Source organism: Pseudomonas agronomica (assembly GCF_025917275.1).
Lineage (GTDB): Bacteria > Pseudomonadota > Gammaproteobacteria > Pseudomonadales > Pseudomonadaceae > Aquipseudomonas > Aquipseudomonas agronomica.
In genome coordinates, this window is the sequence record NZ_JAOSHO010000012.1 from 1 (window position 1) to 23,898 (window position 23,898).

Here is a 23,898-nt window from a genome sequence, read left to right on the forward strand (position 1 = left end):
CTCCCACAAGGATTGGTGGCGACTATTCAACTGGCGAAAAGGTAAGCCTCCACATCCATCCCCGCGTCACGCATCTGCGCCAGCTTGTAGCGCAGGGTGCGAGGGCTGATCCCGAGGCGTTCGGCCGCCTCCTTGCGACGGCCGCGCTCGGCACGCAGGGTATCGATGATCATCTGGAATTCGCGCCGACGCAGGTCGTCCTCCAGCGCACCCGCGGACTCCGCCACTTCCACTGGTGGAACCACCGCTGGTGCTGGCTGCAAGACGGGTAACGGCGCGCAAGCCACCGGACCGGCCAGGCAAAAATCCTCAGGCTGGATCAAGCCGCCCTGCTGCAGGATCAAGGCCCGCTGGATGGCGTTATCCAACTCACGGACATTGCCAGGCCAGGGATAAGCGATCAGGCAAGCCTGGGCTTCGGCGGACAGTCGCGCCGTGGCGTGCTTCATTTTATTGACGTGCTTGGCCAGCAGGCGCTCGGCCAGCGGCAGGATATCGGCGGTGCGCTCGCGCAACGGACGCCAGGCCAACGGAAAAACCGACAGCCGATAATACAAATCTTCGCGGAAGCGCCCCGCCGCCACTTCACCCGCCAGGTCGCGGTTGGTGGTCGCGACCACGCGGATGTCCAGGCTGATGGGCTTGCGAGCGCCGACCCGTTCCACTTCTCGCTCCTGCAACACCCGCAACAGCTTGGCCTGCAGGCCCAGGGGCATTTCTGAAATCTCATCGAGCAGGATGGTGCCGCCGTCCGCCTGTTCGAACTTGCCGGCCTGGGCCGCGATGGCGCCGGTGAACGAGCCCTTCTCGTGCCCGAACAACGTTGCCTCGAGCATGTTGTCGGGAATCGCCGCGCAGTTGATGGCAATGAACGGTTCGTTGGCGCGACGGGATTGCTGATGGATATAGCGAGCCAGCACCTCCTTGCCCGTACCCGACTCGCCGGAAATCAACACGGTCGAGTCACTGCGTGCCACCCGCGCGGCCAAGTCCAGCAACTGAGCACTGGCCGGCTCGATGGCCACTGGCCCTTCACCCTCGACTGCCGGGATTCCCAGGGCATGACGCGCCACCAGGTCCAGCAGCGCCTTGGGCTCGAACGGCTTGACCAAGTAATCCGCCGCCCCCTGGCGCATGGCATCCACCGCACGCTCGACCGCACCGTGGGCCGTCATCAACAGGACTGGCAATTGAGGCTGGCGCGCACGCAGCAATCCGAGCAACTGGTGACCGTCCATGCCTGGCATGTTGACGTCGCTGACCACCAGGCTAAACGGCTCGCGCGCAACGGCCAGCAGCGCCTCCTCCGCCGAACCGACGGCGGCATGATCATGCCCGGCCAACAGCAGCGTATCGGCCAGCGCCTCGCGCAGCGCACGATCGTCCTCCACCAGCAAAACCTTGATCGCCATTGCCTTCACTCCACCCCTGGCGCACTGGAAAACAGCGGCAGGACGATCAGCGCACAAGTGCCACGCCCCAGCCGCGAGCGCAGCAGCAATTCTCCCTGATGGGCACGCGCCACAGCCTTGACCACGGTCAGGCCCAAGCCTGTCCCAGTGGCCTTGGTGGTAAAAAACGGTTCGCCCAGGCGGGTCAACACCACTGGATCGATACCACTGCCGCTGTCGCTGACACACAGGCGCAACGTGCTGCCACGGGTGTACAGATGAACCTTCAACCGGACGTCGCCGCCGCTGGCCTGGATCGCATTTTCAATCAGGTTCAATACCGCGCCCACCAAGGTGTCACGGTTGCACAAGACCTCGCCCACATGGCTGTCGCACTGCCAGCGGATCGGCAGATCCTGCACATGGGTCAACGCTGCGGCCTGCAAGGATTGCAGTAACGCCTTGGGTGTCACGCGGTCGGTCAACGGCAACTCGCCCCGGGCGAACACCAGCATATCGCGCACCTGGTGCTCCAGCTCATGCAGGCGTTCTTTCAAGCGGCCAGCAAAGCGCTGCTGGGTGTCCATCGGCAACTGCTGCTCCGTCAGATGACTGGCGTAGAGCAACGCGGCGGACAGCGGTGTGCGGATCTGATGGGCCAGCGACGCCACCATCCGACCGAGGGACGACAGCCGCTCGTGGCGAGCCAGTTGATCTTGCAGGTGACGGGTTTCAGTCAGGTCATTGAGCAGCACCAACTGCCCAGGCTCGGCATCCAGCGAACGGGTCGAGATAGAGAGACGGCGACCGTCCTTGAGGGAGATTTCGTGGCCATCGTCTTCGCGAGGGGCGAAGCAGCGGGCGATGACGTGCCGCCAAAGCTCGCCCTCCAATGGCAGGCCGAGCAGCTCGCACGCCGCCGGGTTGGCTTCGCGCACGAAACCGTGCTCATCGATGACGATGACGCCGCCAGGCAAGAGATCGAGGAGATTTTGCAGCCGATTGGCCAGGCGTTCTTTTTCCGCCAGTTCCTGCATGCGCTGGGCACTGACCACCGCCAGCTCACCCTTGAGCTCGGTCACCCGGGCTTCAAGCAGGCTGTAGGAATCGGTCAACTGGCTGGACATCTGGTTAAACAGCGAAAACGCCTGTTCAAGTCCAAGCCGGCTAGCCTGTTCGGCGGACGGCATGTGTCCCGGCTCGGGGACAGGCGACATCAGGGCGGCTTGGGTCATCGTGCTCTCTCGCTTGGCTGACCGTCAGTTAAACGGAACGTTGCGAGGGCTGTAGCAATACCCGTGCCGAAAAAAAACCGCCTGGAAATCAGGCGGTTGCAAAACAGGCGTCAATCATCCGCCTGTTCGTCTCCTTCGCGCCGGCTCATGCCGTACTTGCGCATCTTTTCCACCAGGGTGGTACGGCGAATACGCAGGCGTTCCGCCGCCCGGGCCACGATACCGTTGGCATCGTCCAAGGCCTGCTGGATGAGGCCCTGCTCCAGGCCTCCGAGATAGTCCTTGAGGTCGAGGCCTTCCGGCGGCAACAAGGCGTTGCTGGTGAAATCCGGCGTATGGCCGTTGATCGCCACGCGTTCTTCCAGATCGCTGCGCAGGCTGTCGACCATTTGCTCGTCTTCGTCATCGACGTAGCGGAATTTCTTCGGCAGCTCAGCGACGCCGATCACACCGTAGGGGTGCATGATCGCCATGCGCTCCACCAGGTTCGCCAGCTCGCGAACGTTGCCCGGCCAGCCATGGCGGCAGAGGGACATGATCGCCGCCGAGTTGAAGCGGATCGAACCGCGCTTCTCATGCTCCATGCGCGAGATCAATTCGTTCATCAGCAGCGGGATGTCTTCGACCCGCTCGCGCAACGGCGCCATTTCGATCGGGAATACATTGAGACGGTAATAGAGGTCTTCGCGGAAGCTGCCAACCTCAATCATGCTCTCGAGATTCTTGTGGGTCGCGGCGATGATCCGCACGTCGACGCTCTGGGTCTTGTTGCTGCCCACGCGCTCGAACGTACGCTCTTGCAGCACGCGCAGCAGCTTGACCTGCATCGGCAGCGGCATGTCGCCGATCTCATCGAGGAACAGCGTGCCGCCATTGGCCAGTTCGAAACGCCCGGCGCGGCTGGTGATTGCACCGGTAAACGCGCCCTTCTCGTGGCCGAACAATTCGCTTTCCAGCAACTCGGCCGGGATCGCACCGCAGTTGACCGGCACGAACGGCGCTTCGCGGCGCTTGGAATGGTAATGCAGGTTGCGCGCGACCACTTCCTTGCCGGTGCCGGACTCGCCCAGGATCAGCACGCTGGCGTCGGTGTCGGCCACCTGCTGCATCATCTGGCGCACGTGCTGGATCGCACGGCTGGTGCCGACAAGGCTGCGGAAAAGATTGGGTTCACGGTGCCGACCGCGCTCGCGGGCCTGGTCGTACATCTCGCGATAAACCTGGGCACGGTGCAGCGAATCGAGCAATTTGCTGTAGCTCGGCGGCATTTCCAAGGTGGAAAGTACCCGGCGGCGCTGGTCCTCAGGCAAGTCAAGGGAAGAATTTTCGCCCATTAACAAAACTGGAAGGAACTCATCCCAGGTTGAGAGTGTCTTTAGCAAGCCCAAAAGCGAAGCGGGAGCATTTACGGTCCCAATAAGGACACAAATGACTTCACGACTGGACGACAAAGAGCCGACAGCCTGCTGCCAATCATGGCTACCGCAGGGTAAATTTTCTTCGCCAAGAAAATTCAGGATCACCGCCAGGTCGCGGCGGCGGACGCTATCGTCATCGATCAGGAGAATTTTGGTTTCACGCCACATGCAATAGCAACTTCCCTAGTCAACTCAGTGCCCGAATTTGGGGGCAAGCTAGACGCTTGCAGACTTGTCATGCCTGTAGACGCCTGAAATCTGTAAACAGCCACTAGTTAAGTCAAAAAATCGTGCACAGTCAAATTTATGGCGCACTTTGTTCGGATTAAATGAAAATTAAATCATCCGAACAAGTGGTAAACCTTCGCCGCGTTCTGTGCCTGATGAATCTGCGACATTTCATCGACGATTGCCTGACGCTCTCCCGTCGCCGCCTCCAGCAACTGCCGGTACACCCCCAGCAATTCTTCCAGGTTGTTACGCAACGCCGCCTCGTCCACCTCGGACTCGCTCAAGACGTCTTCCATGCAGGAACGGCACGCCAGGTCCAATTGACCGATGGCCTCCCAGTTCCGCTCAGCCAGGGCATCAACCAGGGCCTCACGGGTTTGTTCGATTCGCTGCAAGACAAGACTCATGAGCATATTCCTCAGAATTGCGGTCCAGGCGTGGCAATGGCATCCCAGCCTTCCTTGACCGTGCGAAGCAGATCAGCGACTTCGTCGAGGATCTTCGGATCGGCTTTGACGTTGGCCTCAGCCAAACGCTTCATCATGTAAGCGTAAAGAGTATCCAGTTCAGCAACCGACTCGGCCCGATTTTCCAGGTCCAGGCCTTCTCGCAAGCCGCCGACAATGCCGATGGCCTTGCTGATCAGGATGCCTCTGTTTGCAATATCCCTGCGCTCCATCGCACCCTTGGCCTGGGCGATACGATCCAAGCCGCCTTCCATGAGCATTTGCACCAGACGATGGGGACTTGCTTCGGAGGTTTGCGCCTGGGCGCCAATCTTCTGGTATTGGCGAAGGGCCAACATCGGATTCATGTTCTACCTCATCAAAAATCTTCGGTTCGTATAAACAGCGTATCGACGCTGCGTCAAAAAACTTTAGACCGAAAAGCCGAAAGCCCGGAACGTTGTCAAAACGTTGCCGGGCTTTTTCGTCGATCGAAATCAGCTATTTTTCTGTTGTGCCGTCAGCGCCTCGAACATCGAGGTGATGTTGCTCGCAGTGGCCTTCAGCTTGCCGACCAAGGTATCCATGTCGTTGTACTTCTTAGTCAGCACTGCGGTCAGGGTCTCGACCCGACGATCCAGAGCCTCCTGATCGGCCTTCAAGCGGGTCTGGGTCCTGGTCAGCGCTGTGTTCCGCTGGTCGAGAATGCCACCCGTCTGGCTGAAGGGCTCGATCGCCTTGCCCATGCGCTCCAACAGGCCGTTGGTGCCCGTGAACAACGTCTGGACTTCACCGCTGAGCTTTTTATCGTTCATCGCTGCGCTGAACTTGACGCTATCGAAGTTCAACGCACCCGTCTTCTGATCAGTGGTGATACCCAACTGGGCCAGCGAGGTCAACTTGTCTCCAGCGCCGGTTTCAGACAAGGGCGTTCGAATCGCTGCCAGGAGCGAGCGAGGCAACGCGTCACCCGTCAATTTGGCCGGCACCGTCGGCTTCCCATCATCGTCAAGTGACGGCTTGGTCAGCGCGGTGATGCTGTTTGCAATGGCGTTATAAGCATCGACGAACTTCTGGATCGAGGCTTTCAGGCCATCGTTGTTCGGCGCCACGGTAACCGTTGAGGTGGCATCGCCCGCAACGCCGAGCAAATTCAAGGTCAGCCCCGAAATTGCCGTGCTCACAGTGTTGCTCTTGCTCGTCAGTTTCATGCCATCGACGGTGAAATTGGCATCCTGGGCCAAGGCACCGATAGCGCCCGCCGAAGTGGCGGTCAACGGATCAGTGCCGGCACCCACGACATTCGTGCCGTCGATCTCCAGCCCTGCTATACCGCTCACCGAGATATCGGAACCTGCGCCGGTGGTAGTTGAACCCAGCACCAGGCGCGATCCGAAAGAGTCGGTCACGATGTTCGCACTGACACCGGCAGCCTTGAGCGAAGAGTCGGCATTGATCGCGTCGCGAACCGATTGCAGGGTCGAACCATCCGGCACATTGAGATTGTAGTCGACCCCCTTCTGCGAGATGGTCATCGTCCCGGTAGGAATGGCGCTGGTCGTCCCACCGGCAAACGCCGCCGACGTGACCTTCGAGGCCGTGGCGAGGTTGGTGATCTTGATCGAGTAAGTACCATTCACCGCCGAGTTGCTGGCGGTCGCCGTGAGAACACCGGGTACCGAAGAGGTCGCAGCAAAACCCGCGAACTGCGGGCTGGTTGTGCTGCCCAAGTCCTTCATGGCGGTATTGAAGGCTGCCAACAATGACTTCAGGGTTCCGACCCCGGAGATACTGTTGGTAGTCGTCGTCGTCGCGCGAGTGATCTGACCTTGCTTGGCGGCCTTGTCGGAATCGACCAGCGCCTTGACGATTGCAGTGGTATCCAGGCCCGAGCCTAGACCCAAGCCAGGTAGAATTGGACTTGCCATGTGGGACTCCCTTCAGTGTGTCGCCGGCCTTTTGACCTTTACAACGCCCAAAAGAACATAACAACAGAATTCGTGCCGGTTGTCAGGCTTCGGCGCTGAACAACAAGCTGTTTGCATCATTCAAACTGTTGGCCAGTTTCAGGACTTCTTCGTTCGGGATCTGGCGAATCACTTCACCGGAACCACTGGCAATCACTTTGACCACTACTTTGCCTGAAGGCTCATCAATAGAGAACTCCAGGTTACGCTTGACCGACTGGACGAATTTCTCGATTTCCTGAACGGCCTTTTTGAGTTTTTCCTGCTCGGCCGCAGCGTCTTTAGGCGCTTGCTTGACCGGCGTCACGGGAGCAACGTCGGCTTGAGGCTTCTCCACGGGCTTGTCGGCCACTGTAGGTGCCGGCTTCGCCGCTGGATAAGACAAGTTCAGCTTCACGCTCATATCCATGTCCATCACCTCTTGAACGGAAAAAGCGAGAGAGCACGCAAGCGCACTCCCCCGCTAAAACTCATCCGGCTATTACTGAAGCAGCTTCAGTACAGCGGATGGCAGTTGGTTGGCCTGGGCCAGAACCGAAGTGGAAGCCTGTTGCAGAGTCTGCTGCTTGGTCAGCTGGGCAGTTTCAGCAGCGAAGTCGGTGTCTTGTACTCGACCCAGTGCAGCACTGGCGTTTTCGTTGATGTTCTGCAGGTTGGAGATGGTGCTGGCGAAACGGTTTTGAGCAGCACCGAGGTCAGCACGAGCACTGTTGATGGTGTCGATCGCGCTGGTGATTGCGTCCATTGCGGCCGAGAAGTTGGTTTCAGCAGTAGCGCTGTCGGAACCAACGATGGTGATTGCCGAGTCAACACCCAGGCTTGCAGCGTCGAAGCTGGCGCTCAAGGTCAGGGAGATCTGGTTGTCAGAACCGGTGTTCGAACCGACCTGGAAGGTCATGGTGCTAGCAGTACCGTCGAGCAGATTCTTGCCGTTCAGGTTGGTGCTGTTGGCGATACGGGTCAGTTCATCGCTCATCTGCGAGAACTCTTTGTTCAGAGCGACACGGTCGGTTGCACTGTTGCTGTCGTTACGGGACTGGATGGCCAGTTCGCGCATACGCTGCAGAATGTTGGTCTGCTCTTGCATCGCGCCTTCAGCGGTCTGCGCCATGGAGATACCGTCGTTGGCGTTTTTGATCGCCATGGTCTGACCGCGGATTTGCGAGGTCATACGGGTAGCGATCTGCAGGCCGGCGGCGTCGTCTTTGGCGCTGTTGATTTTCAGGCCGGAAGACAGGCGAGTCATCGAAGTGGACAGAGCGTCGGAAGCGCGGTTCAAGTTCTTCTGAACGTTCAGCGAAGTTGTGTTGGTGTTTACTGTTAAAGCCATGACGAATTCCTCGTTGGTTGGGTACTGCGGCTTCCGGCCCTTGGCAACCGCCGGGGGTGTGGCCTAGAGAACCTTCGTAATAGTTATCGTCGGGTTGGGAACTTGCTTGAGGGCTTTTTTCAAAAAATTTACTAGCAGACTGCCACCCCTTGAGAAACAAGGGCTTAGCGGCAAAAAAAGCTAGGAAAATGGCGTCAATAAATCGCAGGGCAGCGTCACGGGCAAAAAAAAAGCGCTTCAGGTCAACCTGAAGCGCTATTGGGATGAACAGGATTCGATCAATCGCGATAAAGAATCGCCGATCCCCACGACAGGCCCACACCGAAACCGCTGATCGCGACGCGCTTCCAGTCGGCATCCAGGACGTGCTTCTCCAGCAGCAGCGGAATGCTCGACGACACGGTATTGCCGGTCTCGACCATGTCCTTGATGAATTTCTCAGGCTCGCCCTCGAAACGCCGTGCCACGGCATCGACGATCGCCGCGCTGCCCTGGTGAATGCAGAACGCGTCGATGTCGCTGGCTTGCAGCGACGACTCGTCCAACAGCTCATGCAAATGAGCGGGCACTTTCAACAAAGCAAAGTTGAAGACCTGGCGACCGTTCATGAAAAACACACCGTCGCTGACCTTCAGGTGCGGCGCACCGGAACCGTCGGTGCCGAACTTGGATTTGCCCAATTGCCAGTTGGCGCCCTCGGCCATCCACGTGGCCGTGGCGGCATCGCCGAACAGCATGGTGGTGTTGCGGTCTTCCGGGTCGACGATTTTCGAGTACGGATCGGCGGTGACCAGCAACCCATTCTTCAGCCCTGCGGCCTCCATGAAGCCCTTCAAGGCATAGATGCCGTAGACGTAGCCCGAGCAGCCCAGCGAGATATCGAACGCCGCCACGTGGGTCGGCAGCCCGAGCTTGTCCTGCACGATGGCAGCCGTGTGCGGCAGGCCTTCCTCATCACCGTTCTGGGTGACGACGATCAGCGCGTCGATGGATTCGCGCGAAAGCTGCGGGTTGTTGGCAAACAATGCGTTGACTGCTTGGACACACAGGTCCGAAGTTTCCTGGTCTGCGTCTTTGCGAGGCAGGAACGCCGAACCGATCTTGCCAAGGATGAACTCTTCATCCTTCTCGAATTTGGCACCCTGAGCGTAGTTATCCACACCAGCGGTCGGCACATAACTCGCTATGCTTTTTATGCCAATCATCATGGCTTCCCGATCATAAACTGCGACTAGGTTCACCCCCAAAAGCTCAGGGGCGCTTCAAAATGGTTGATTTCCAAGGGCAGAAGCCGTGCCAGGCGTACGCACGGGCCTCCACTCCGGGGAATACAATACAGTGAAGATGCACTTTATGACCTATGCGTCACGCCGTTTTGTCCTGAAGAGGCATTTTTTCATGACAAGCGAAGCGGCGACATTCGCTGCAACGGGTGCAGGCACCGGCCCGGAATCTTGAGAAAAGTGGAGGATTTCGGCGAGAGCGCCGACAGGTTCAACCTGTCGGCGCCAAGAGGACGCCTCGCAAGAGGCGTGTTATGCGGCGGTCAGTTCAGCAAGTCGGTCCAAGGTACGTTGCGCACCGGCCCCAAGGCGAAACCCGCGCCTTGCAGCGCCAGGTTGCCATTGTAGAAGCGATCCTGGGCGAACGCCCCGGACCACTTCTCACGCAGCGCCGCAAGCGCCTGCGGCGTACTTGCCAGCACGCCGGGCTGGATCAACTGCACATGGGGCGTCCATACGGTCAGATAACCGGCCTGGCCAACCCTGAGGCAGAGGTCGACGTCACCCAGGGCATCATCGAACAATCCTGTGTCAATGCCATCAGCCGCTTCGAACAACTGCTTGGAAATCATCAGGCAGCCAAAAGATACTGCCGAACAATTCTGCTCGACCACCAACCTGTTCATATAGCCCCGGGCGGTCTTCGACTCGCCAACGAAGGCCGAGCCGACGCTGTCATTCAAGCCCAGGATCAGACCGGCCTGGGTGATTCGTCCATCGCGTTCGACGAGCTTGGCACCGACAACGCCGACTTCCGGCCGCAAGGCTTGATTGAGCAGTGATTCGATCCAGTTGACGTTGACCACCTCGCTGTCGGCCGCGAGCGCCACCAGGTAATCGCCCTTGGCTTCCTGACTCGCAGCGTTGATCAGAGACCCCGTTGCGACGCCCGCATCAATATCCAGCAACCGGACGCGACTGGCCTGGTGCCCCTGGCCGTCAAGCCAAGTGCGCAGTACGGGATGGTTTGCCGCCATGGTGGGCACCAGCACTTCGTAGCGCTGGTACCGGGTGCGTTGCAGTACGCTGAGCAAGCCACGTTGCAACACCGTCAGATCATCGACGCCGTGGACAATGATCGACACCATGGGGCGCTCGGCAAAGCGATAATCGATTTTATGGGTCCCCGGCACGACTGCGCTCACGTCGGCTTGATAACCACGAACCGCCAGATGACGCAGCAATGTCTTGCGCTCATCAGCGTTGTCTTCCACCACGGGCGCCTGGCAGATCAGCAGAGGTTCATCCAGATGAGCAAGCCCCTCCAGGCCGTCCTGCTCGATCAGGCGCAACAGCAGGTCGAACTCCATCGCGTTCTTGAACTCGCGCGAATAACCGCCGAGCTTTACCAACGTCTCACGACGTATCAACCAATGACGACCCATCATTGCCGGGTTGCTTTGCAGCAAGTCAAGGTTGAATCCTGGTCGGAAGACATCGGCCAGCGTACCGTCAGGCTGACGCTGGAACTCGTCCATAGCCACGGCCTGGCATGGCGCGTCCAGCAGCTCGACACCCGCGCGGAACAGGCCACCCGGCGTCAATTCATCGCCGGCCTCGGCCATGACCATCCAGTCACAATCGCTCTGGCTGACGACCTGGTTAATCTTATCGACGTAGTTGCTTTCGTTGACTTTGACGAAATGCAGCACGCTCTGCGGCGTCGTCTCGGCCGGCAGGTCGCCGGTCGTGAACACCACAATCTTGAACGCCCGGCAGTAGCCATTGATGATGCTGTCGAAGGTGGCCTGCATCTTGAAGATATCGGCTTCCAGGTCGAGGATCAAAATGCCGAACGTAGGTCCACCCTTGCGAGCCGCCAGGTATTTTGACACTTGTTGGGCTTCACGCGCGCTCGGCTCACGCGCCTCGAGCCAGCGCAGCAATCGGCCGGAACGTGTGTCGTCGAACAACCGCGCGGTATTTTCGAACGCTGCCGCCTTGAGCCGTTGGTCCCAGGCCTGGAGCATCTGCACGTAGCGCGTGTCACCCTTGGCCTGCATGAGCCCCAGCAGTTGCTTCACCAGGTCCTGGTTGAACGCATAGCTCAGGAATGCCCTCGCCAACTGTTCATCAAGCGGCTCGGCGCTGGTGTTGCGCTGGGGGCGGGAAAGCTCCTTTTGCTTGAGCATGGCCGCTTCCAGCTCCTTCAACTGCACCTGCCCGCTCGGCGCGGCATGAAGCAGGAATTCCAGTGTGGCGAGCACGTCGAAAAAAGCCTGGTTATAAAAGGGCAACTCAACGTACTGCGTGGGTTCGAAACGACGAACCGGCTCAGCACGCCGGGAATCCCAGGTCGACTCGAACAGTTTTCCCGACGGAGGCACCGAACGCTCAGCGAGCTTCTTGACGATGCCCCGGGCATGTTCTCGCACCGAAGCACCCGCGCCGAAGGCGGCGGCCAGCGTTATGGCCAAACGCTCCTGCTCGGCAACCGCTCGCATGTCCTGGGTACCCGGCGTCATGGCGACCTGGCTTTGCGGCTTCCTCACGCGACTGCGTTCATGGACGCCATAGGGAATGTCCAGCAAGCGGACCTTCGCATCCGCCACCACCCCATAGGAATGGCCGGCCTCCTGTAACTGCGAGTCAAAACCGGCGGGCAACGACGCGTAGCTGCGTCGCAGGGTTTCGGTGCGCGTAAGGGCATTTACCAGTGCGGGGCAATCTTCGGCAAATGCGCTCAGCCGGGCTTCAGCCGAGGGGCCGGAGTAATCTTCGCAGCCCTTGCGGTCGAGCAAGTAATAGTCGACACGGTCGGCATGGGCCTCGAACGCCACGCTGTAGCCTTGGCAGGCCCCGTACTCGCCGTGCGCTTCCAGGAAATCCATCGCCTGTTCAAGTGCCAGGGGCAGCAGGAAACTCTCGGCATCGGCGACAGCCAGGTAAGGCGTGACGACGTGCTCGACAGCCTGGCGAACCTTGTCACCAAAGCCACTCGCCGTGGGCGCGTGTAGGTATTGCACGTCCGAGAATGCTGCCGTGATCCCAGTGTCGACCCGGCTCGATGAGTCGACGACCAGCAAGGTGAATGAACTCTCACTGTAATAACGCAACGCCCGCCGCAAGGCAGTCGACTGGTCGTGAGCGAGCAGCACCAGGGTAAACCGTTCATTCAACAGTGCAGTCGATCCTGTTGGGACATTGCTTTGCATATTCATTCCTTAACGGGTAGGTGGCCGCATCAGCGACACCGGGAATTCGAGATTGAACCTGGTCAATCCGGCAACCAACCATTGGCCCAGTACTGCAGGTTATCGCCGCGCAAGACGAAGTCGCGCAACACCACTTCACGTAATTCATCGCCCATCCGGTAACTGGCAATCGGATCCGCCAGGTGCATACGGATCGCTTCCAGCCATTCTTCGGTGCTGTTGCTGAGGACCCGGGTGCAAGGCAAGTGCCCTCGGTAAGCCTCGGTATCCGAACAAATGACCGGATAGCCGCACGCACCGTACTCCAGCAGTCGGAGGTTGCTTTTGCAGTCGTTGAAAATATGAAATTCCAAGGGTGCCAAGGCCAGATCCAGGTTCAGGCTGGCAAGCTTCGCCGGATAGGCCGCCAGGCTCACGCCAGGATGGAACTCATGGATAAAGGGCTTGAGCATATCCGGGCACATGCCAAAGAAAACCCACTCCACCTCGTCAGCCAGTTCCCGGACGACATCGGCGATAAGCTCCAGGTCACCACGGTGGCTGGTGCCGCCTCCCCAACCGATACGCGGCTTGCCGGAGGTTGCACGCTGGCTGCGGAGCTGATGCCACAGGCCGGCCGCCAGCATGTTCGGCACCACGCGGATGTCGTGGTGCATGCTGGACAAGGCGTCCGCCAGCGGATGGGTGGACACCACGACCCGATCGCACTGGGCGATCCCTTGGCGCAGCAAGTCCTCGAGGTTGTCCGGCATATTGCGACGGTGTTCGTTTTTTTCGGGGACCCTGGCGATGTAGTCATCCAATTCATAGATGCGCATGGCATTGGAGTAAGTCTTGACCTGGGCAATGTCCTTGAATTTACCGACGTTATAGCGCCCTTGCAGGATAATCACATCGGGTGACTGGCGCTCGATGTCGATGATCGAGGGCGTATCGTAGGCCACACGCCCGACGATTCGACCCGCCGCTTCCAGTTCGAACAACGGCTGGCTGACTCGGTAATGCCCCACTGCCGAGGTATTGACCGCCATTCCCAGGATCGACGGCACGTTGCGGGTGATCAACGGATTCCAGCCGGTACGTGGCCCAGGCTCAAGACTGAAGCTTTTCCCAGTCAGGGTCAGGTTACGGTTGTAGGCAGGATCGTTGGCGACCCGGGGCAACCAGCGCTGATAGAACGCCTCTTGTTCATGCTCCAGGCGCGCCTTCCACGACGGATCACGACTGGCTTCCAAGCCGGGCGCCAGCACCACATCACTGTGAGGTGTCGTAACAATCAAGTAACCGTTTTTTCCGACTTGCTGGCAGAGTTCCAGAGAATTGATGCGCTGCGTTGTGATCGACTCATCGAACCCGCCGACCTCCTCCAGAACCTGCTTGCGCACCAACAGACAATGGTCGCCAACGGCACTCCAGTTCTGCACCGTCTGCAAGCGTTGCATATAGCCGCCAGACGTCACCGATTCGTTGACGAACGCCCTGCCCGCCAACCCGTCCAGCCCCATGATCATCCCGGAGTCGATGACCCGGCCCTGCAGGTTGAGTGTGCGGGGCCCGACGATACCGACCTCAGGACGCTGCCCATGATTGAGCAGTTCGTCCAGCCAGGCGGCCTCCAGCACGATGCAATTGGGACTGAGCAGCAACAGGTATTCGCCACGGGCCTGCTGTGCGGCGAAATTGCGGATCACGGCTTCGCTGGCGCTTCCCGGATGGAAGAATATTCGCAACTTCTCACTGCTCAGCTCGGCCATGGCCCGCAGCCAATGCTGCAACTCGGTGCTTTCACTGGCGTTGTCGACGATGATGATCTCGTAGTTCGGATAAGCCGTCGTACTGAGCAGGCTGTCGACGCAACGCTCCAGGGCGCTCAGATCATCCTTGACGCTGATAATAATCGACACCAGTGGCCGCTCGGTGAACAGGTATTCGATACGCGGTATCAACGCCAGGAGCGGCCCGGGGTGAAGCCGGTGCGGCACGCCGATGCGCTGCAGATGAACACTGATCAGCCGGGCGTTCTGCTCGATGACTTCCGGCAGCGACAGCCATTGGGCGAACGAAAACGCCGACTCGACCTGGACCTCCGGAACATGTCCAATCGCCTGCGGTCCATCCGTTTCAACCAATCGCCAGATCAAGTCGTGGGGCGCCAATTCCCCCAGGCTCGAATCAAATCCACCCGAGACCAGGAGTCGAGCGCGCTCGAAAGCCAGTGTTCGGCCGACGTAGGGATAACCGCGCATCAAATCGAGATTGAAGTCGGGCTTGAAGATCGGCTCCGCCGATTTTTCGTCCACCAGCGCGCCTTCATCGCTATAGATACAGGCCGCACCCGGCGAGCTGACAATCCGATCGGCCATGACCAGGAGCGCTGACTCCGTCAAGCGATCGCCGGCACGCAGCAGATAGAACCAGTCGGCCCCGTCCAGTTGCGGCAACAGCCCATTGAGCTGCTGAACCCAGTCCGCCTGCAGGCCAAGACGCAGGACATGGTTGTCCATCACCTGGCGACCGTTGGACAACAGCAGCACCGATTCGCAGGCATAAGCCTGGTCAGCGATGCTCTGCAGGGTGATACCCAACGCATGAGGATCGTCCTGCTCGTCAATGATGACGGGGACGATCGTCGGACGATAAGCCCAGCGCGCGATCTGCCGGGACAAGACTTGCTTGCGCAATGGGCTGAAACGCCGACATGCCAACCACTGCACATAGAGATCCGCGTAGCTCTCGATGTCAGTGCCGACTTGCGAGCCGATGACGCCCTGCCGAGTCGCGATGATCGAGTAGACGTTGATTTCTTCCCATTCGGACGTCCCCTGGTCCTGGCTTCGATCCAGCGCCTGGTAACGCACCCAGCCACTGGCTGGCGCCGGCTCGCCGCTGCGCTGGGTGAGCATTTCCTTGAGCCAGTTCAATTCGACCGTGGCCGCCTCAAGCATCTTGTGCTGACGCGCAAGGCGCTCCGGATGCAACCGTTGGCCACTTCCCTCGGCGTATAACTGGACCAGGTGACCCCGGCGCAGCAGACAGATGAACAAGGCAAAATCCAGGACCGCCTCGAAGCCTTCACCGGGCCGCGCCAACGCTGGCAGCAAGGCCTCGACATCGGTGCGACGCATCATTGCGCCACTTAAACCGCCCAGGATATTACGGGTGGTCTTTTCAAAATATGCCAGCATGTCGCTGCCGTTGAACAGCGCATCGAACTGGGTGATGCCAGTGTTCTCGACGCGAATCGGCAAGGCGTAATTGTCTGCATCGATCAAATGATGCTTGTTGATCACCAGCGATACCTGTTCATGCTCCTGCAGGATGACGGCCTGTTGACGGACGCAGAACGCCAGCAGTTGATCGTCATCGCACAGAAACTTGATGTACTCACCCCGGGATTCCTCGAGGCAGCGCAACAGGTTCTGCTGGAACCCCAGCCGCTCAGGGTTGTGCAGGTAGCGCACCGCAACATTGGAGCTTGCGCGAAGCTCCCGGACAATCAGCTCGATTTCATCGGTGCGGCAATCGTCGCAGATGACGATTTCAAGGTTCTCGTAAGTCTGCTCGAGCGCGCTTTGCAAGGCGAGGCGGAAAAAGCGTGAGTGGTACGCGGGGATGGCAATGCTGACAAGAGGAGCTGATTTCACACGCTTGGCTCTCAACCGGTGGGCGCCAACTCAGGCGAGAGCAGGACGTCCTGAATCATATTAAGGAACGGGCCAAGGGACCGCGCTTGGCGTCACGGTCCCCGCCCTGGATCAGATTTTGTTGAACAAGCCCAGTTGAGCGATTTTGCTGAACGCCAACTGCGACGCTTGGAGCATAGTCTGCTGCAAGGTCAGGCGCGTCATCACTTCCGCCGGGTCAGAATCACGAATCGCCGACTGGGTCTGCGAGTTAGCCAGGACGAAGCTCTGGTTGGTGTCGCTCTGGGTGTCGAGCGACTGGCCACGTCCACCGACCGAACTCAACGCACTGGTCAACTGGTCAGTGCCGCTGGCCAGGTTACCAATACCTGAAGCCAATGCCGCGTTCAGTTTCTGGATAGCGATGTTGTCGCCCGCCGCCGGCGTGTTCAACGCAGTGCGCAACTGGTTCACGGTGTCCAGGATGTTTTGCGTCTCGTGGGTGTTGACCGCGATGCTGAACTGATCGTTGGCGGCCGGCGCCCCGTTGAGTGTGAAACTCACGCCGGATGCGGTAGCGACGTTGCCTGCCAGGGTACCGCTGGATACAGGTTTGCTGTCAGAAGTCAGCGGTGCGGCATACAAGTCGAAGTCCGTGGGACTGGTGAACTTCAGCACCGCCGACCCCGCCGGGAAACTGGCATGGTAAGCCGTCGGATCGGTGATCTGGCTACCCGTGATTTGAGTCACGGTGGCGTTGCCCGGGCTGCGGGCCGGCGTGAAGCTGTCCGGTTTGGCGGCCAGAGTGAACGTATGTCCGGGCAACACCGTGCCAGCCACGTCGCCCGCGTGCAGGTTGACGTTCAGCGTGAGGTCGACGCCGCGAAACTTCACGGTCTGCCCGACTTGGCTGTTAGGGTCGATGGCACCGCCCTTGCTGGCTTCGGCGGTCACATCGTTGCCGGCCGAATCAGTGATTTTCAACTGGGTGCCGCTGGCGAATTCCACCGTGTACGGCTCGCCACTGCGGAACTGGCTGCTGTAGGAAACGCTGGACGACACCTGGCCGTTGGTCAACACCACGCGGCCATCATCCACCGCCGGCGCGGTCATGGTGACCTGGGTTCGGCTGGTGTTGACCGCTTGCTGGAACGCTTCCCAGCCGGTGCTGTTGGTGGCCATGGACATGGTGTCGCCGATCGGCAGGTCCAGGGTGACCTGGTCGCCGTTGTAGCTGTAGGTGCCGTCGTCGTTGCGGGTGAACGGTACGACATCGCCCTTGGAGCCGGCGAAGATGTACTTGCCGTTTTCATCCTTGGTGTTCATCAGGCTCAGCAATTGGTCTTCGATCGAGCCCAGTTCTGAAGCGACTGCCTTGCGGTCTGAGTCGGTGTACGCGGCGTTACCGGCACTCACGGCCAATTCCTTGGCGCGCTGCAGCACGTTGCCGATGCTGGTCATCACCGCTTCGGTGGTGCCGAGGGTGGCCTTGATGGTGGTGACGTTGGCTTCGTACTGGGACAGCATCGAGGCCTGGTTACCCAGTTGCAGCAGACGCGAAGCCCCCACTGGGTCATCAGCGGCGGTGTTCACACGCACCAGGCTGCTGGCTTCTTCGCTGGTCTTGACCACCTTGGCGAAGTTTTTCTGGTAGTTCGCAGCCGTGCTTTCGTAGAACTGAGAAGTAGAAATGCGCATGGGCTACGGCTCCTTAAAGACTGTTGATCAGTGTGCTGAAAATTTGTTGCGCCGCCTTGATGATCTGCGAAGACGCGGTGTAGTACTGCTGGAATTTGACCAGGTTGCCGGTTTCTTCATCCAGGTCCACGCCCGACAGCGAGTCGCGAGCGGTCTTGGCGTTGTCCAGGATCGCGCCGGTGGCGGCGCTGTCGAGCTTGCCTTGGGCGGCCTTGGCGCCGACGCCTTCCACCAGTTTGCCGTAGGCATCGTTCAGGGAGATGCCTTTGCTGGCGGTGTTGGTGTCCACGGTCTTCGCGGTCTGCAAGCCGGCCAATACCGTTCCGTTGCGGTTGTCCAGGCTGCCGGGCTGGCTGAGGCTGATATTGATACCCGCGCCATCGGACGGCGCGCCGGCAATCGACATGTCGAACGTGACGGTGCGCTGCACCGGCGGTACGGACGAGTCCATGATCGCGGCACCGGTGGCATCCTTGAGCGGAACGCTCAGGCTCAGCGTGTTGCTCTGGCCGGGCTGGATCGTGCCGCTGCTGATCAGGCCACCCTTAGCGTCAAGTAATTGATAGGCCTGGCTGCTGCCACCGGCAGAAATCGCCCCGAACACCACCTTGACCGGCATCGAAGTCTTGATGCCGTTCTGGATGATGCTGGTGGTGGCTTCGTCGTAGATGTCCAGCTTGGTGGTCATCGTCGGCTGGCCGCTGGACGGGATGGTCAGCGTGCCACTGTCGCCTGGTGTAAGGGCAGCGCCCAGCGGCGCGGCGATGGCCAGGCGCTTGGAGTCGGTCATCTCGGTCTTGATGCTGCCCGCCGCGTTGCGGGTCGGGGTGATCTTGAATGAATCGCCCGCGGCCGCGGTGCCGCTGGCGAAGGTCAGCGAGAAGCCATCGACCACTGGTGCCGGCGTGGTGGCGGTGTTGAACGCCCCCATCGAGGTGTTATCCGGCAAGCGCTGTACGGTGTAGTCGGTGGCGCTGGTGAAGGTGATCTTGTAGTCGTTGGTGGTCAACTTGCCGGTGTCTTCGATGGACACGTTGAAGTTGCCGGAGCCTGCGCTGTTACCCAGCGAGGCGACGCTGCGCTGGCTCATCTGGGCAGCGCTGTTGATGCTGCTGAACAGGTTGGAACCAAACGCACCGTTCTTGTCGATGCCCGAGGCCTGGATGCTGTTCATCTGGTCGGCGACGACCAGCGCCACGCGGCCCAGCTCGTTCATGGCCGGGTCGAGCACAGTGCTGCGGTAGCGCATCAGGCCGCCGATTTCACCGCCGGTCATGACCTGGGTGATGTCCATGACACTGGAGCCGCTGTTGAGCTGGATGCCAATGCGGCCGGGATCGTTCTTGTCCGGCACCGCTTCGAGTTTGTTGGTGATATTGCCCATCACCAGTGGCTGGCCGGAACCCAGGTAGATGTCCAGGCTGCTGCCGTTCTCGACGACCTGAGTGCCGGTGAAGGTAGACAGTTGGCGAATGGTCTCGCTGCGGGCGTCGAGCAGGTCGTTCGGCGCGCCGCCGGCGTTGGAGACCTCGGCGATTTTCTTGTTCAACTGGGCGACGGTGGTGGCCAGATTGTTGATCTGCTCGACCATGTTCGACAGGTTGCCGTTGATGTTCTGGCTCTGCTCCGTCAACTGGCTGGCAACCGAGTTGAAACGGTTGCTCAAGGCCTGGGCATCGCTGAGCAGCAACTGGCGGGACGCGTCGTCGCCCGGCTTGGCGTTGACGTTCTGTACCGAGGCGAAGAACTTGGTCAGCGCGCCGTTGAGGCCGGTGCCGCTGTCCGACAGCAGGGAATCGAGCGGGGTGATCTGACCTTGGTAGGCCGCCGCATCGCTGTTGAGCGAGGTGGTGGTCTTCAGTTGCGCTTCAAGGTACGAGTTATAGACCCGGCGCACATCCGCCAGGGTCGTGCCGGAGCCGATGAACACGTTGCCGTACTGGTTCGACGCCTTGGTGGTCTGCACGGTCTGCTGACGCGAATACCCAGCGGTATCGACGTTGGCGATGTTGTTACCCGTGGTCACCAGTGCGGTCTGGCTTGCGGACAGACCCGACATCCCGATATTGAGCAAACTCATGGTTCAGACCTTATAAAGTCGTTGTGGCACCGGCCGAGGCGTAGTTTTGGTAACTCGTCATCTGCCGGGCTATGTTCGAAATCTTGCTGGCGTAGTTCGGGTCGGTGGCGTAACCGGCCTTCTGCAACTCGCGTACAAACTGTTCCGGGTTATCGGCAGACTTGAGCACAGCTTGATAGCGATTGTTGCTTTGCAGCAGGTTGACCAAGTCATGGAAGCTGTCGCGATACGAGGCGTAGGAACGGAACTCGGCCGTCTCCTTGACCATCTCGCCATTGCGGAATTCGCTGGTGATCGCCCGCGCCGAATCGCCCGTCCAGTTCTTGCTGGCCTTGATGCCGAACAGGTTGTGGCTGCTGCTGCCATCGGGCTGGCGCATCACCGATTTGCCCCAACCGGTTTCCAGGGCGGCCTGGGCCACCAGGTAGCGTGGGTCGAGGCCGATACGGTCGGCGGCTTCCTTGGCCATTGGCAGCATGGCGTTGACGAATTCGTCGGCATCGCGGAAGGCCTTGCGGGCCGGTGCCAGGGGCGGCTGGGCCACGGCGCGGCCATAGACCTGCATGTCGCCTTTCGGCTCGGCAGCCTTGAGCGCGGCCAGCCAATCGCCGTTGGCGAGTTCGCCGGTGGCCGGCTTCACGGCAGCGACAGCGCGGTCCGGCAAGATGTTCTGCGCCGGGGCGTCGAGATGAGTCGACGCCGAAGGCACCAGGCCGGCGAGCAAGCGATCCGCCAATTTTGGCGGCAAGGCCAGGCGGCGCTGGTTGAGCAATTCCATGTCGTTGCGGTGTTCGCCCTCGCCCGCCCCGTGCGGCGTGCTCACGGCGCGCGAGGCCCAGAGCGGACGCTGGCCATTGCTGCGCGACAAAGGCCCGTCGGGCAGCGTTCCGGCCGCCACAGGCGTGGGCACCGCAGCCTTGGTGGCCTTGTCCAGCGCTTCCTGCTGCTTGGCCGCCGACAGCGTCGCCGCTTCGCCGGGCGCCAACGGTTTGTTCTTGGACATCTGGCGCAGCAACACATCAGCCAGGCCGATACCGCCGCCCTCGCGGGACATGGAAACGGCCAACTGCTGGTCGTACATTTCCTGGTACTGCTTGGCTTCCGGCGTGTTCATCGGATTGTCCTTGCCCAGGGCCTCGGTGGCCGAACGCATGGACTTGAGCATTTCGCCGAGGAACAGCGACTCGAATTCCTGCGCCACCTTGCGCAGGTTGCCGTCGCTGTTCTTGTCGCCAACCTTGAGCTGGTTGAGGCGATTCAAGTCCGAGTAGGACCCCGAATCCCCGCTGACCAAGGCGCCTTTGCGCATATCCACCATGACCGCCTTCCTTAAATCACGATCAGGTCGGCTTGCAACGCGCCGGCCTGCTTCAAGGCTTCAAGGATCGCCATCAGGTCGCCCGGTGCCGCGCCGACCTGGTTCACCGCCCGGACGATTTCATCCAGGGTGGTTCCCGGGCCGAACTTGAACATCGGCTTGGCTTCCTGCTCGGCATTGACCCGCGAACGCGGGACCACGGCGGTCTGGCCGTTGGACAACGGGCCCGGCTGGCTGACGATCGGGTCTTCGGTGATGGTCACGGTCAGGCTGCCGTGGGTCACGGCGGCTGGCGAAACCTTGACGTTCTGGCCGATGACGATGGTGCCGGTGCGCGAGTTGATGATGACTTTCGCCACCGCCTGGCCCGGATCGACTTCGAGGTTTTCCAGGATCGACAAGTAGTCGACACGCTGGCTCGGATCCAGTGGCGCGGTGACGCGAATCGAGCCGCCGTCGATGGCCTGGGCCACGCCTGGGCCGAGCATGTCGTTGATCTTGTCGACGATGCGCTTGGCCGTGGTGAAGTCGGAACGGTTGAGATTCAGCGTCAGGCTATTGCCCTGGTTGAAACCGCTCGGCACCGCACGCTCAACCGATGCACCGCCCGGGATGCGACCCGCCGACGGAACGTTGACGGTGATCTTCGAACCGTCGCGGCCCTCGGCGTCGAAACCGCCCACCACCAGGTTGCCCTGGGCGATGGCGTAGACGTTGCCGTCGATACCCTTGAGCGGGGTCAGCAACAAGGTGCCGCCACGCAGGCTCTTGGAGTTACCGATGGACGAGACGGTGATATCCACTTGCTGGCCGGGCTTGGCGAACGCCGGCAGGTCGGCACTGATCGACACCGCCGCGACGTTCTTCAACTGCACGTTGCCGGAGCCGGCCGGCACCTTGATGCCGAACTGCGACAACATGTTGTTGAAGGTCTGCAGGGTGAACGGGGTCTGGGTGGTCTGGTCGCCGGTACCGTTGAGGCCCACGACCAGGCCGTAGCCGATCAACTGGTTGGAACGCACGCCGGAAATGCTGGCGATGTCCTTCAGGCGCTCGGCTTGAGCGCTGAAGGCTGCCGACATCACCAGGGCTCCGATCAACAGCTGCTTAAGATTCAACTTGACCACCTAGAAAGGGAACTTCGGGCTGAGGAAGAAACGGTCGAACCAACCTGGCTGACTCGCATCGGCAAAGGCACCAGTGCCCGAATAGGTGATGCGCGCATCGGCCACGCGAGTGGACGAAACGGTGTTATCGGTGGCGATGTCATCGGCCCGGACCATGCCGGCGATGCGCACCAGTTCGTCACCGGTGTTGAGCGTCAGCCACTTCTCGCCTCGCACAACGATGATGCCGTTGGGCAGCACATCGGCGACGGTCACGGTGATCGAACCGGTCAGGCTGTTGCTCTGGCCCGACTTGCTGTCGCCCTTGGTGGCGCGGTCGGCACCGTAGCCGGCGTTGAGGCTCAGGTCGTTGCTGCCGATCGGGTTGTTGGTGGTCAAGCCCGAACCGAACAATGACGTCAGGCCGACGCTGGTCTGGCTGGTCTTGTCCATTTGCGAGTTGGCGTTCTTGCTGGCCTGGGTCCGCTCGTTCAGGGTGATGGTGATGATGTCACCGACCCGGAAAGCCTTGCGGTCGCTGTACAGGTTCTGCTCGAAACCGGCCTGGTAGATCGAACCGTTGTTGGCCGCCGCCGGCAACGGTGTGCGCGGCAACACCGGAGCGTAGTACGGGTCATTGGGCCTTGGCGTTGGCGCGACACAGCCCGCCAGTGCGGTGATCCCACTCAATGCCAGAACAGATACGAAGCGATTCATGACCCTACCTCTTGGTGTTGCAGGCGACCCTGGGGCCGCCCTGTCTACGTAATGACGAATGTTGCGACGCGATTACAGGTTCTGCGTGACGAACGAGAGCATCTGGTCGGCGGTGGAGATCACCTTGGAGTTCATCTCGTAGGCGCGCTGGGTGGTGATCATGTTGACCATCTCCTCAACGGTGCTGACGTTGGAGGTTTCCAGGGTGTTCTGCAGCGTGGTGCCGAAGCCGTTCAGGCCAGGCGTGCCGATTTGCGGCGCGCCACTGGCGGCGGTTTCCAGGAACAGGTTGTTGCCCACGGCTTGCAGGCCGGCCGGGTTGATGAAATCGGCGGTCTGCAGGTTGCCGATCACCTGGGAGGCCGGGTTGCCTGCCACGGTGATGGACACGGTACCGTCGCGGCCCACAGTGAAGGTCTGGGCATCGTTCGGGATGATGATGGCCGGCTCCAGGGCGAAACCACTGGCGTTGACGATCTGGCCGTTGGAGTCGAGGTGGAAGGTACCGTCACGGGTATACGACGTGGTGCCGTCCGGCTGCAGGATCTGGAAGAAACCGCGACCGTCGATGGCCATGTCCAGCGGTTGCTCGGTGGTCTGCAGGCTGCCGGCGTTGAAGTTCTTCTGGGTGCCGACGATGCGCACACCGGTACCCACTTGCAGGCCCGATGGCAGTTCGCTGTCCTGGGTCGACTGGGCGCCTGGCTGGCGTTTTACCTGGTACAGCAGGTCCTGGAACTCGGCGCGATCACGTTTGAAACCCGTGGTCGAAACGTTCGCCAGGTTGTTGGAAATGGTGGTCAGGTTGGTGTCCTGGGCGGACAGACCTGTTTTGGCAACCCATAGAGCCGGAAGCATTCGATTCTCCTCGTACGCCTGTTTTTCGGCGCAGCGCTGTAA

Annotated in this window: 17 protein-coding genes; all 17 read right to left on the reverse strand. The window is 60.4% G+C overall.

Annotated elements, in window-relative coordinates:
• Positions 1–26: 26 nt before the first annotated feature.
• Entirely contained in the window at positions 27–1,412 is a 1,386-nt protein-coding gene (fleR, locus tag OC610_RS02370) for a sigma-54-dependent response regulator transcription factor FleR (protein WP_181287428.1), read from the reverse strand.
• A 5-nt stretch (positions 1,413–1,417) separates the two neighbouring features.
• Positions 1,418–2,626, reverse strand: a complete 1,209-nt coding sequence (locus OC610_RS02375; RefSeq protein WP_269807880.1) for a sensor histidine kinase — start codon at positions 2,624–2,626, stop codon at positions 1,418–1,420.
• A gap of 110 nt (positions 2,627–2,736) precedes the next feature.
• A complete protein-coding gene (locus OC610_RS02380; RefSeq protein WP_030141088.1) occupies positions 2,737–4,212 on the reverse strand; it encodes a sigma-54 dependent transcriptional regulator in 1,476 nt (491 codons plus the stop codon).
• A 173-nt stretch (positions 4,213–4,385) separates the two neighbouring features.
• Positions 4,386–4,682: a hypothetical protein gene (locus OC610_RS02385; protein ID WP_030141089.1), complete on the reverse strand. Its 297-nt coding sequence runs from the start codon at positions 4,680–4,682 to the stop codon at positions 4,386–4,388.
• 11 nt (positions 4,683–4,693) lie between these two features.
• Positions 4,694–5,089: a flagellar export chaperone FliS gene (fliS, locus tag OC610_RS02390; protein ID WP_181287429.1), complete on the reverse strand. Its 396-nt coding sequence runs from the start codon at positions 5,087–5,089 to the stop codon at positions 4,694–4,696.
• A gap of 129 nt (positions 5,090–5,218) precedes the next feature.
• Positions 5,219–6,649, reverse strand: a complete 1,431-nt coding sequence (fliD, locus tag OC610_RS02395; protein ID WP_181287430.1) for a flagellar filament capping protein FliD — start codon at positions 6,647–6,649, stop codon at positions 5,219–5,221.
• A gap of 82 nt (positions 6,650–6,731) precedes the next feature.
• A complete protein-coding gene (locus OC610_RS02400) occupies positions 6,732–7,097 on the reverse strand; it encodes a flagellar protein FlaG (protein WP_181287431.1) in 366 nt (121 codons plus the stop codon).
• A gap of 72 nt (positions 7,098–7,169) precedes the next feature.
• Complete coding sequence (locus OC610_RS02405; RefSeq protein ID WP_181287432.1) at positions 7,170–8,018, reverse strand: flagellin domain-containing protein; 849 nt, start codon at positions 8,016–8,018, stop codon at positions 7,170–7,172.
• 278 nt (positions 8,019–8,296) lie between these two features.
• Positions 8,297–9,223, reverse strand: coding sequence for a ketoacyl-ACP synthase III (locus OC610_RS02410; RefSeq protein WP_181287433.1), 927 nt, complete (start codon positions 9,221–9,223; stop codon positions 8,297–8,299).
• Between the two features lie 341 nt (positions 9,224–9,564).
• Positions 9,565–12,456 (reverse strand): TIGR00180 family glycosyltransferase, encoded by a 2,892-nt coding sequence (locus tag OC610_RS02415; protein WP_264426334.1) that lies wholly within the window; start codon positions 12,454–12,456, stop codon positions 9,565–9,567.
• Positions 12,457–12,518: 62 nt separating this feature from the next.
• The gene (locus OC610_RS02420) at positions 12,519–16,100 is read right to left on the reverse strand and encodes a glycosyltransferase (RefSeq protein WP_264426335.1); all 3,582 of its coding nucleotides are present in this window, start codon (positions 16,098–16,100) and stop codon (positions 12,519–12,521) included.
• Between the two features lie 111 nt (positions 16,101–16,211).
• A complete protein-coding gene (locus OC610_RS02425; protein ID WP_181287436.1) occupies positions 16,212–17,777 on the reverse strand; it encodes a flagellar hook-associated protein 3 in 1,566 nt (521 codons plus the stop codon).
• Positions 17,778–17,790: 13 nt separating this feature from the next.
• A complete protein-coding gene (gene flgK / locus OC610_RS02430) occupies positions 17,791–19,857 on the reverse strand; it encodes a flagellar hook-associated protein FlgK (RefSeq protein WP_181287437.1) in 2,067 nt (688 codons plus the stop codon).
• 10 nt (positions 19,858–19,867) lie between these two features.
• Positions 19,868–21,172, reverse strand: a complete 1,305-nt coding sequence (gene flgJ / locus OC610_RS02435) for a flagellar assembly peptidoglycan hydrolase FlgJ (RefSeq protein WP_181287698.1) — start codon at positions 21,170–21,172, stop codon at positions 19,868–19,870.
• A 14-nt stretch (positions 21,173–21,186) separates the two neighbouring features.
• Positions 21,187–22,257 (reverse strand): flagellar basal body P-ring protein FlgI, encoded by a 1,071-nt coding sequence (locus tag OC610_RS02440; RefSeq protein ID WP_178084299.1) that lies wholly within the window; start codon positions 22,255–22,257, stop codon positions 21,187–21,189.
• Positions 22,258–22,302: 45 nt separating this feature from the next.
• Positions 22,303–22,998 (reverse strand): flagellar basal body L-ring protein FlgH, encoded by a 696-nt coding sequence (gene flgH / locus OC610_RS02445; protein WP_030141114.1) that lies wholly within the window; start codon positions 22,996–22,998, stop codon positions 22,303–22,305.
• Positions 22,999–23,070: 72 nt separating this feature from the next.
• The gene (gene flgG, locus OC610_RS02450) at positions 23,071–23,856 is read right to left on the reverse strand and encodes a flagellar basal-body rod protein FlgG (RefSeq protein WP_030141115.1); all 786 of its coding nucleotides are present in this window, start codon (positions 23,854–23,856) and stop codon (positions 23,071–23,073) included.
• Between the last annotated feature and the right edge of the window lie 42 nt (positions 23,857–23,898).

Excerpts from the sequence above, each read along its gene's own strand:
- OC610_RS02385 (WP_030141089.1), bottom strand. The coding sequence starts at position 4,682 with ATGAGTCTTGTCTTGCAGCGAATCGAACAAACCCGTGAGGCCCTGGTT.
- OC610_RS02380 (WP_030141088.1), bottom strand. The coding sequence starts at position 4,212 with ATGTGGCGTGAAACCAAAATTCTCCTGATCGATGACGATAGCGTCCGC.
- OC610_RS02415 (WP_264426334.1), bottom strand. The coding sequence starts at position 12,456 with ATGCAAAGCAATGTCCCAACAGGATCGACTGCACTGTTGAATGAACGG.
- OC610_RS02425 (WP_181287436.1), bottom strand. The coding sequence starts at position 17,777 with ATGCGCATTTCTACTTCTCAGTTCTACGAAAGCACGGCTGCGAACTAC.
- fleR (WP_181287428.1), bottom strand. The coding sequence starts at position 1,412 with ATGGCGATCAAGGTTTTGCTGGTGGAGGACGATCGTGCGCTGCGCGAG.
- flgH (WP_030141114.1), bottom strand. The coding sequence starts at position 22,998 with ATGAATCGCTTCGTATCTGTTCTGGCATTGAGTGGGATCACCGCACTG.
- OC610_RS02400 (WP_181287431.1), bottom strand. The coding sequence starts at position 7,097 with ATGGATATGAGCGTGAAGCTGAACTTGTCTTATCCAGCGGCGAAGCCG.
- flgG (WP_030141115.1), bottom strand. The coding sequence starts at position 23,856 with ATGCTTCCGGCTCTATGGGTTGCCAAAACAGGTCTGTCCGCCCAGGAC.
- fliD (WP_181287430.1), bottom strand. The coding sequence starts at position 6,649 with ATGGCAAGTCCAATTCTACCTGGCTTGGGTCTAGGCTCGGGCCTGGAT.
- OC610_RS02405 (WP_181287432.1), bottom strand. The coding sequence starts at position 8,018 with ATGGCTTTAACAGTAAACACCAACACAACTTCGCTGAACGTTCAGAAG.
- OC610_RS02440 (WP_178084299.1), bottom strand. The coding sequence starts at position 22,257 with ATGTCGGCAGCCTTCAGCGCTCAAGCCGAGCGCCTGAAGGACATCGCC.
- OC610_RS02375 (WP_269807880.1), bottom strand. The coding sequence starts at position 2,626 with ATGACCCAAGCCGCCCTGATGTCGCCTGTCCCCGAGCCGGGACACATG.
- fliS (WP_181287429.1), bottom strand. The coding sequence starts at position 5,089 with ATGAATCCGATGTTGGCCCTTCGCCAATACCAGAAGATTGGCGCCCAG.
- OC610_RS02410 (WP_181287433.1), bottom strand. The coding sequence starts at position 9,223 with ATGATTGGCATAAAAAGCATAGCGAGTTATGTGCCGACCGCTGGTGTG.
- flgK (WP_181287437.1), bottom strand. The coding sequence starts at position 19,857 with ATGAGTTTGCTCAATATCGGGATGTCGGGTCTGTCCGCAAGCCAGACC.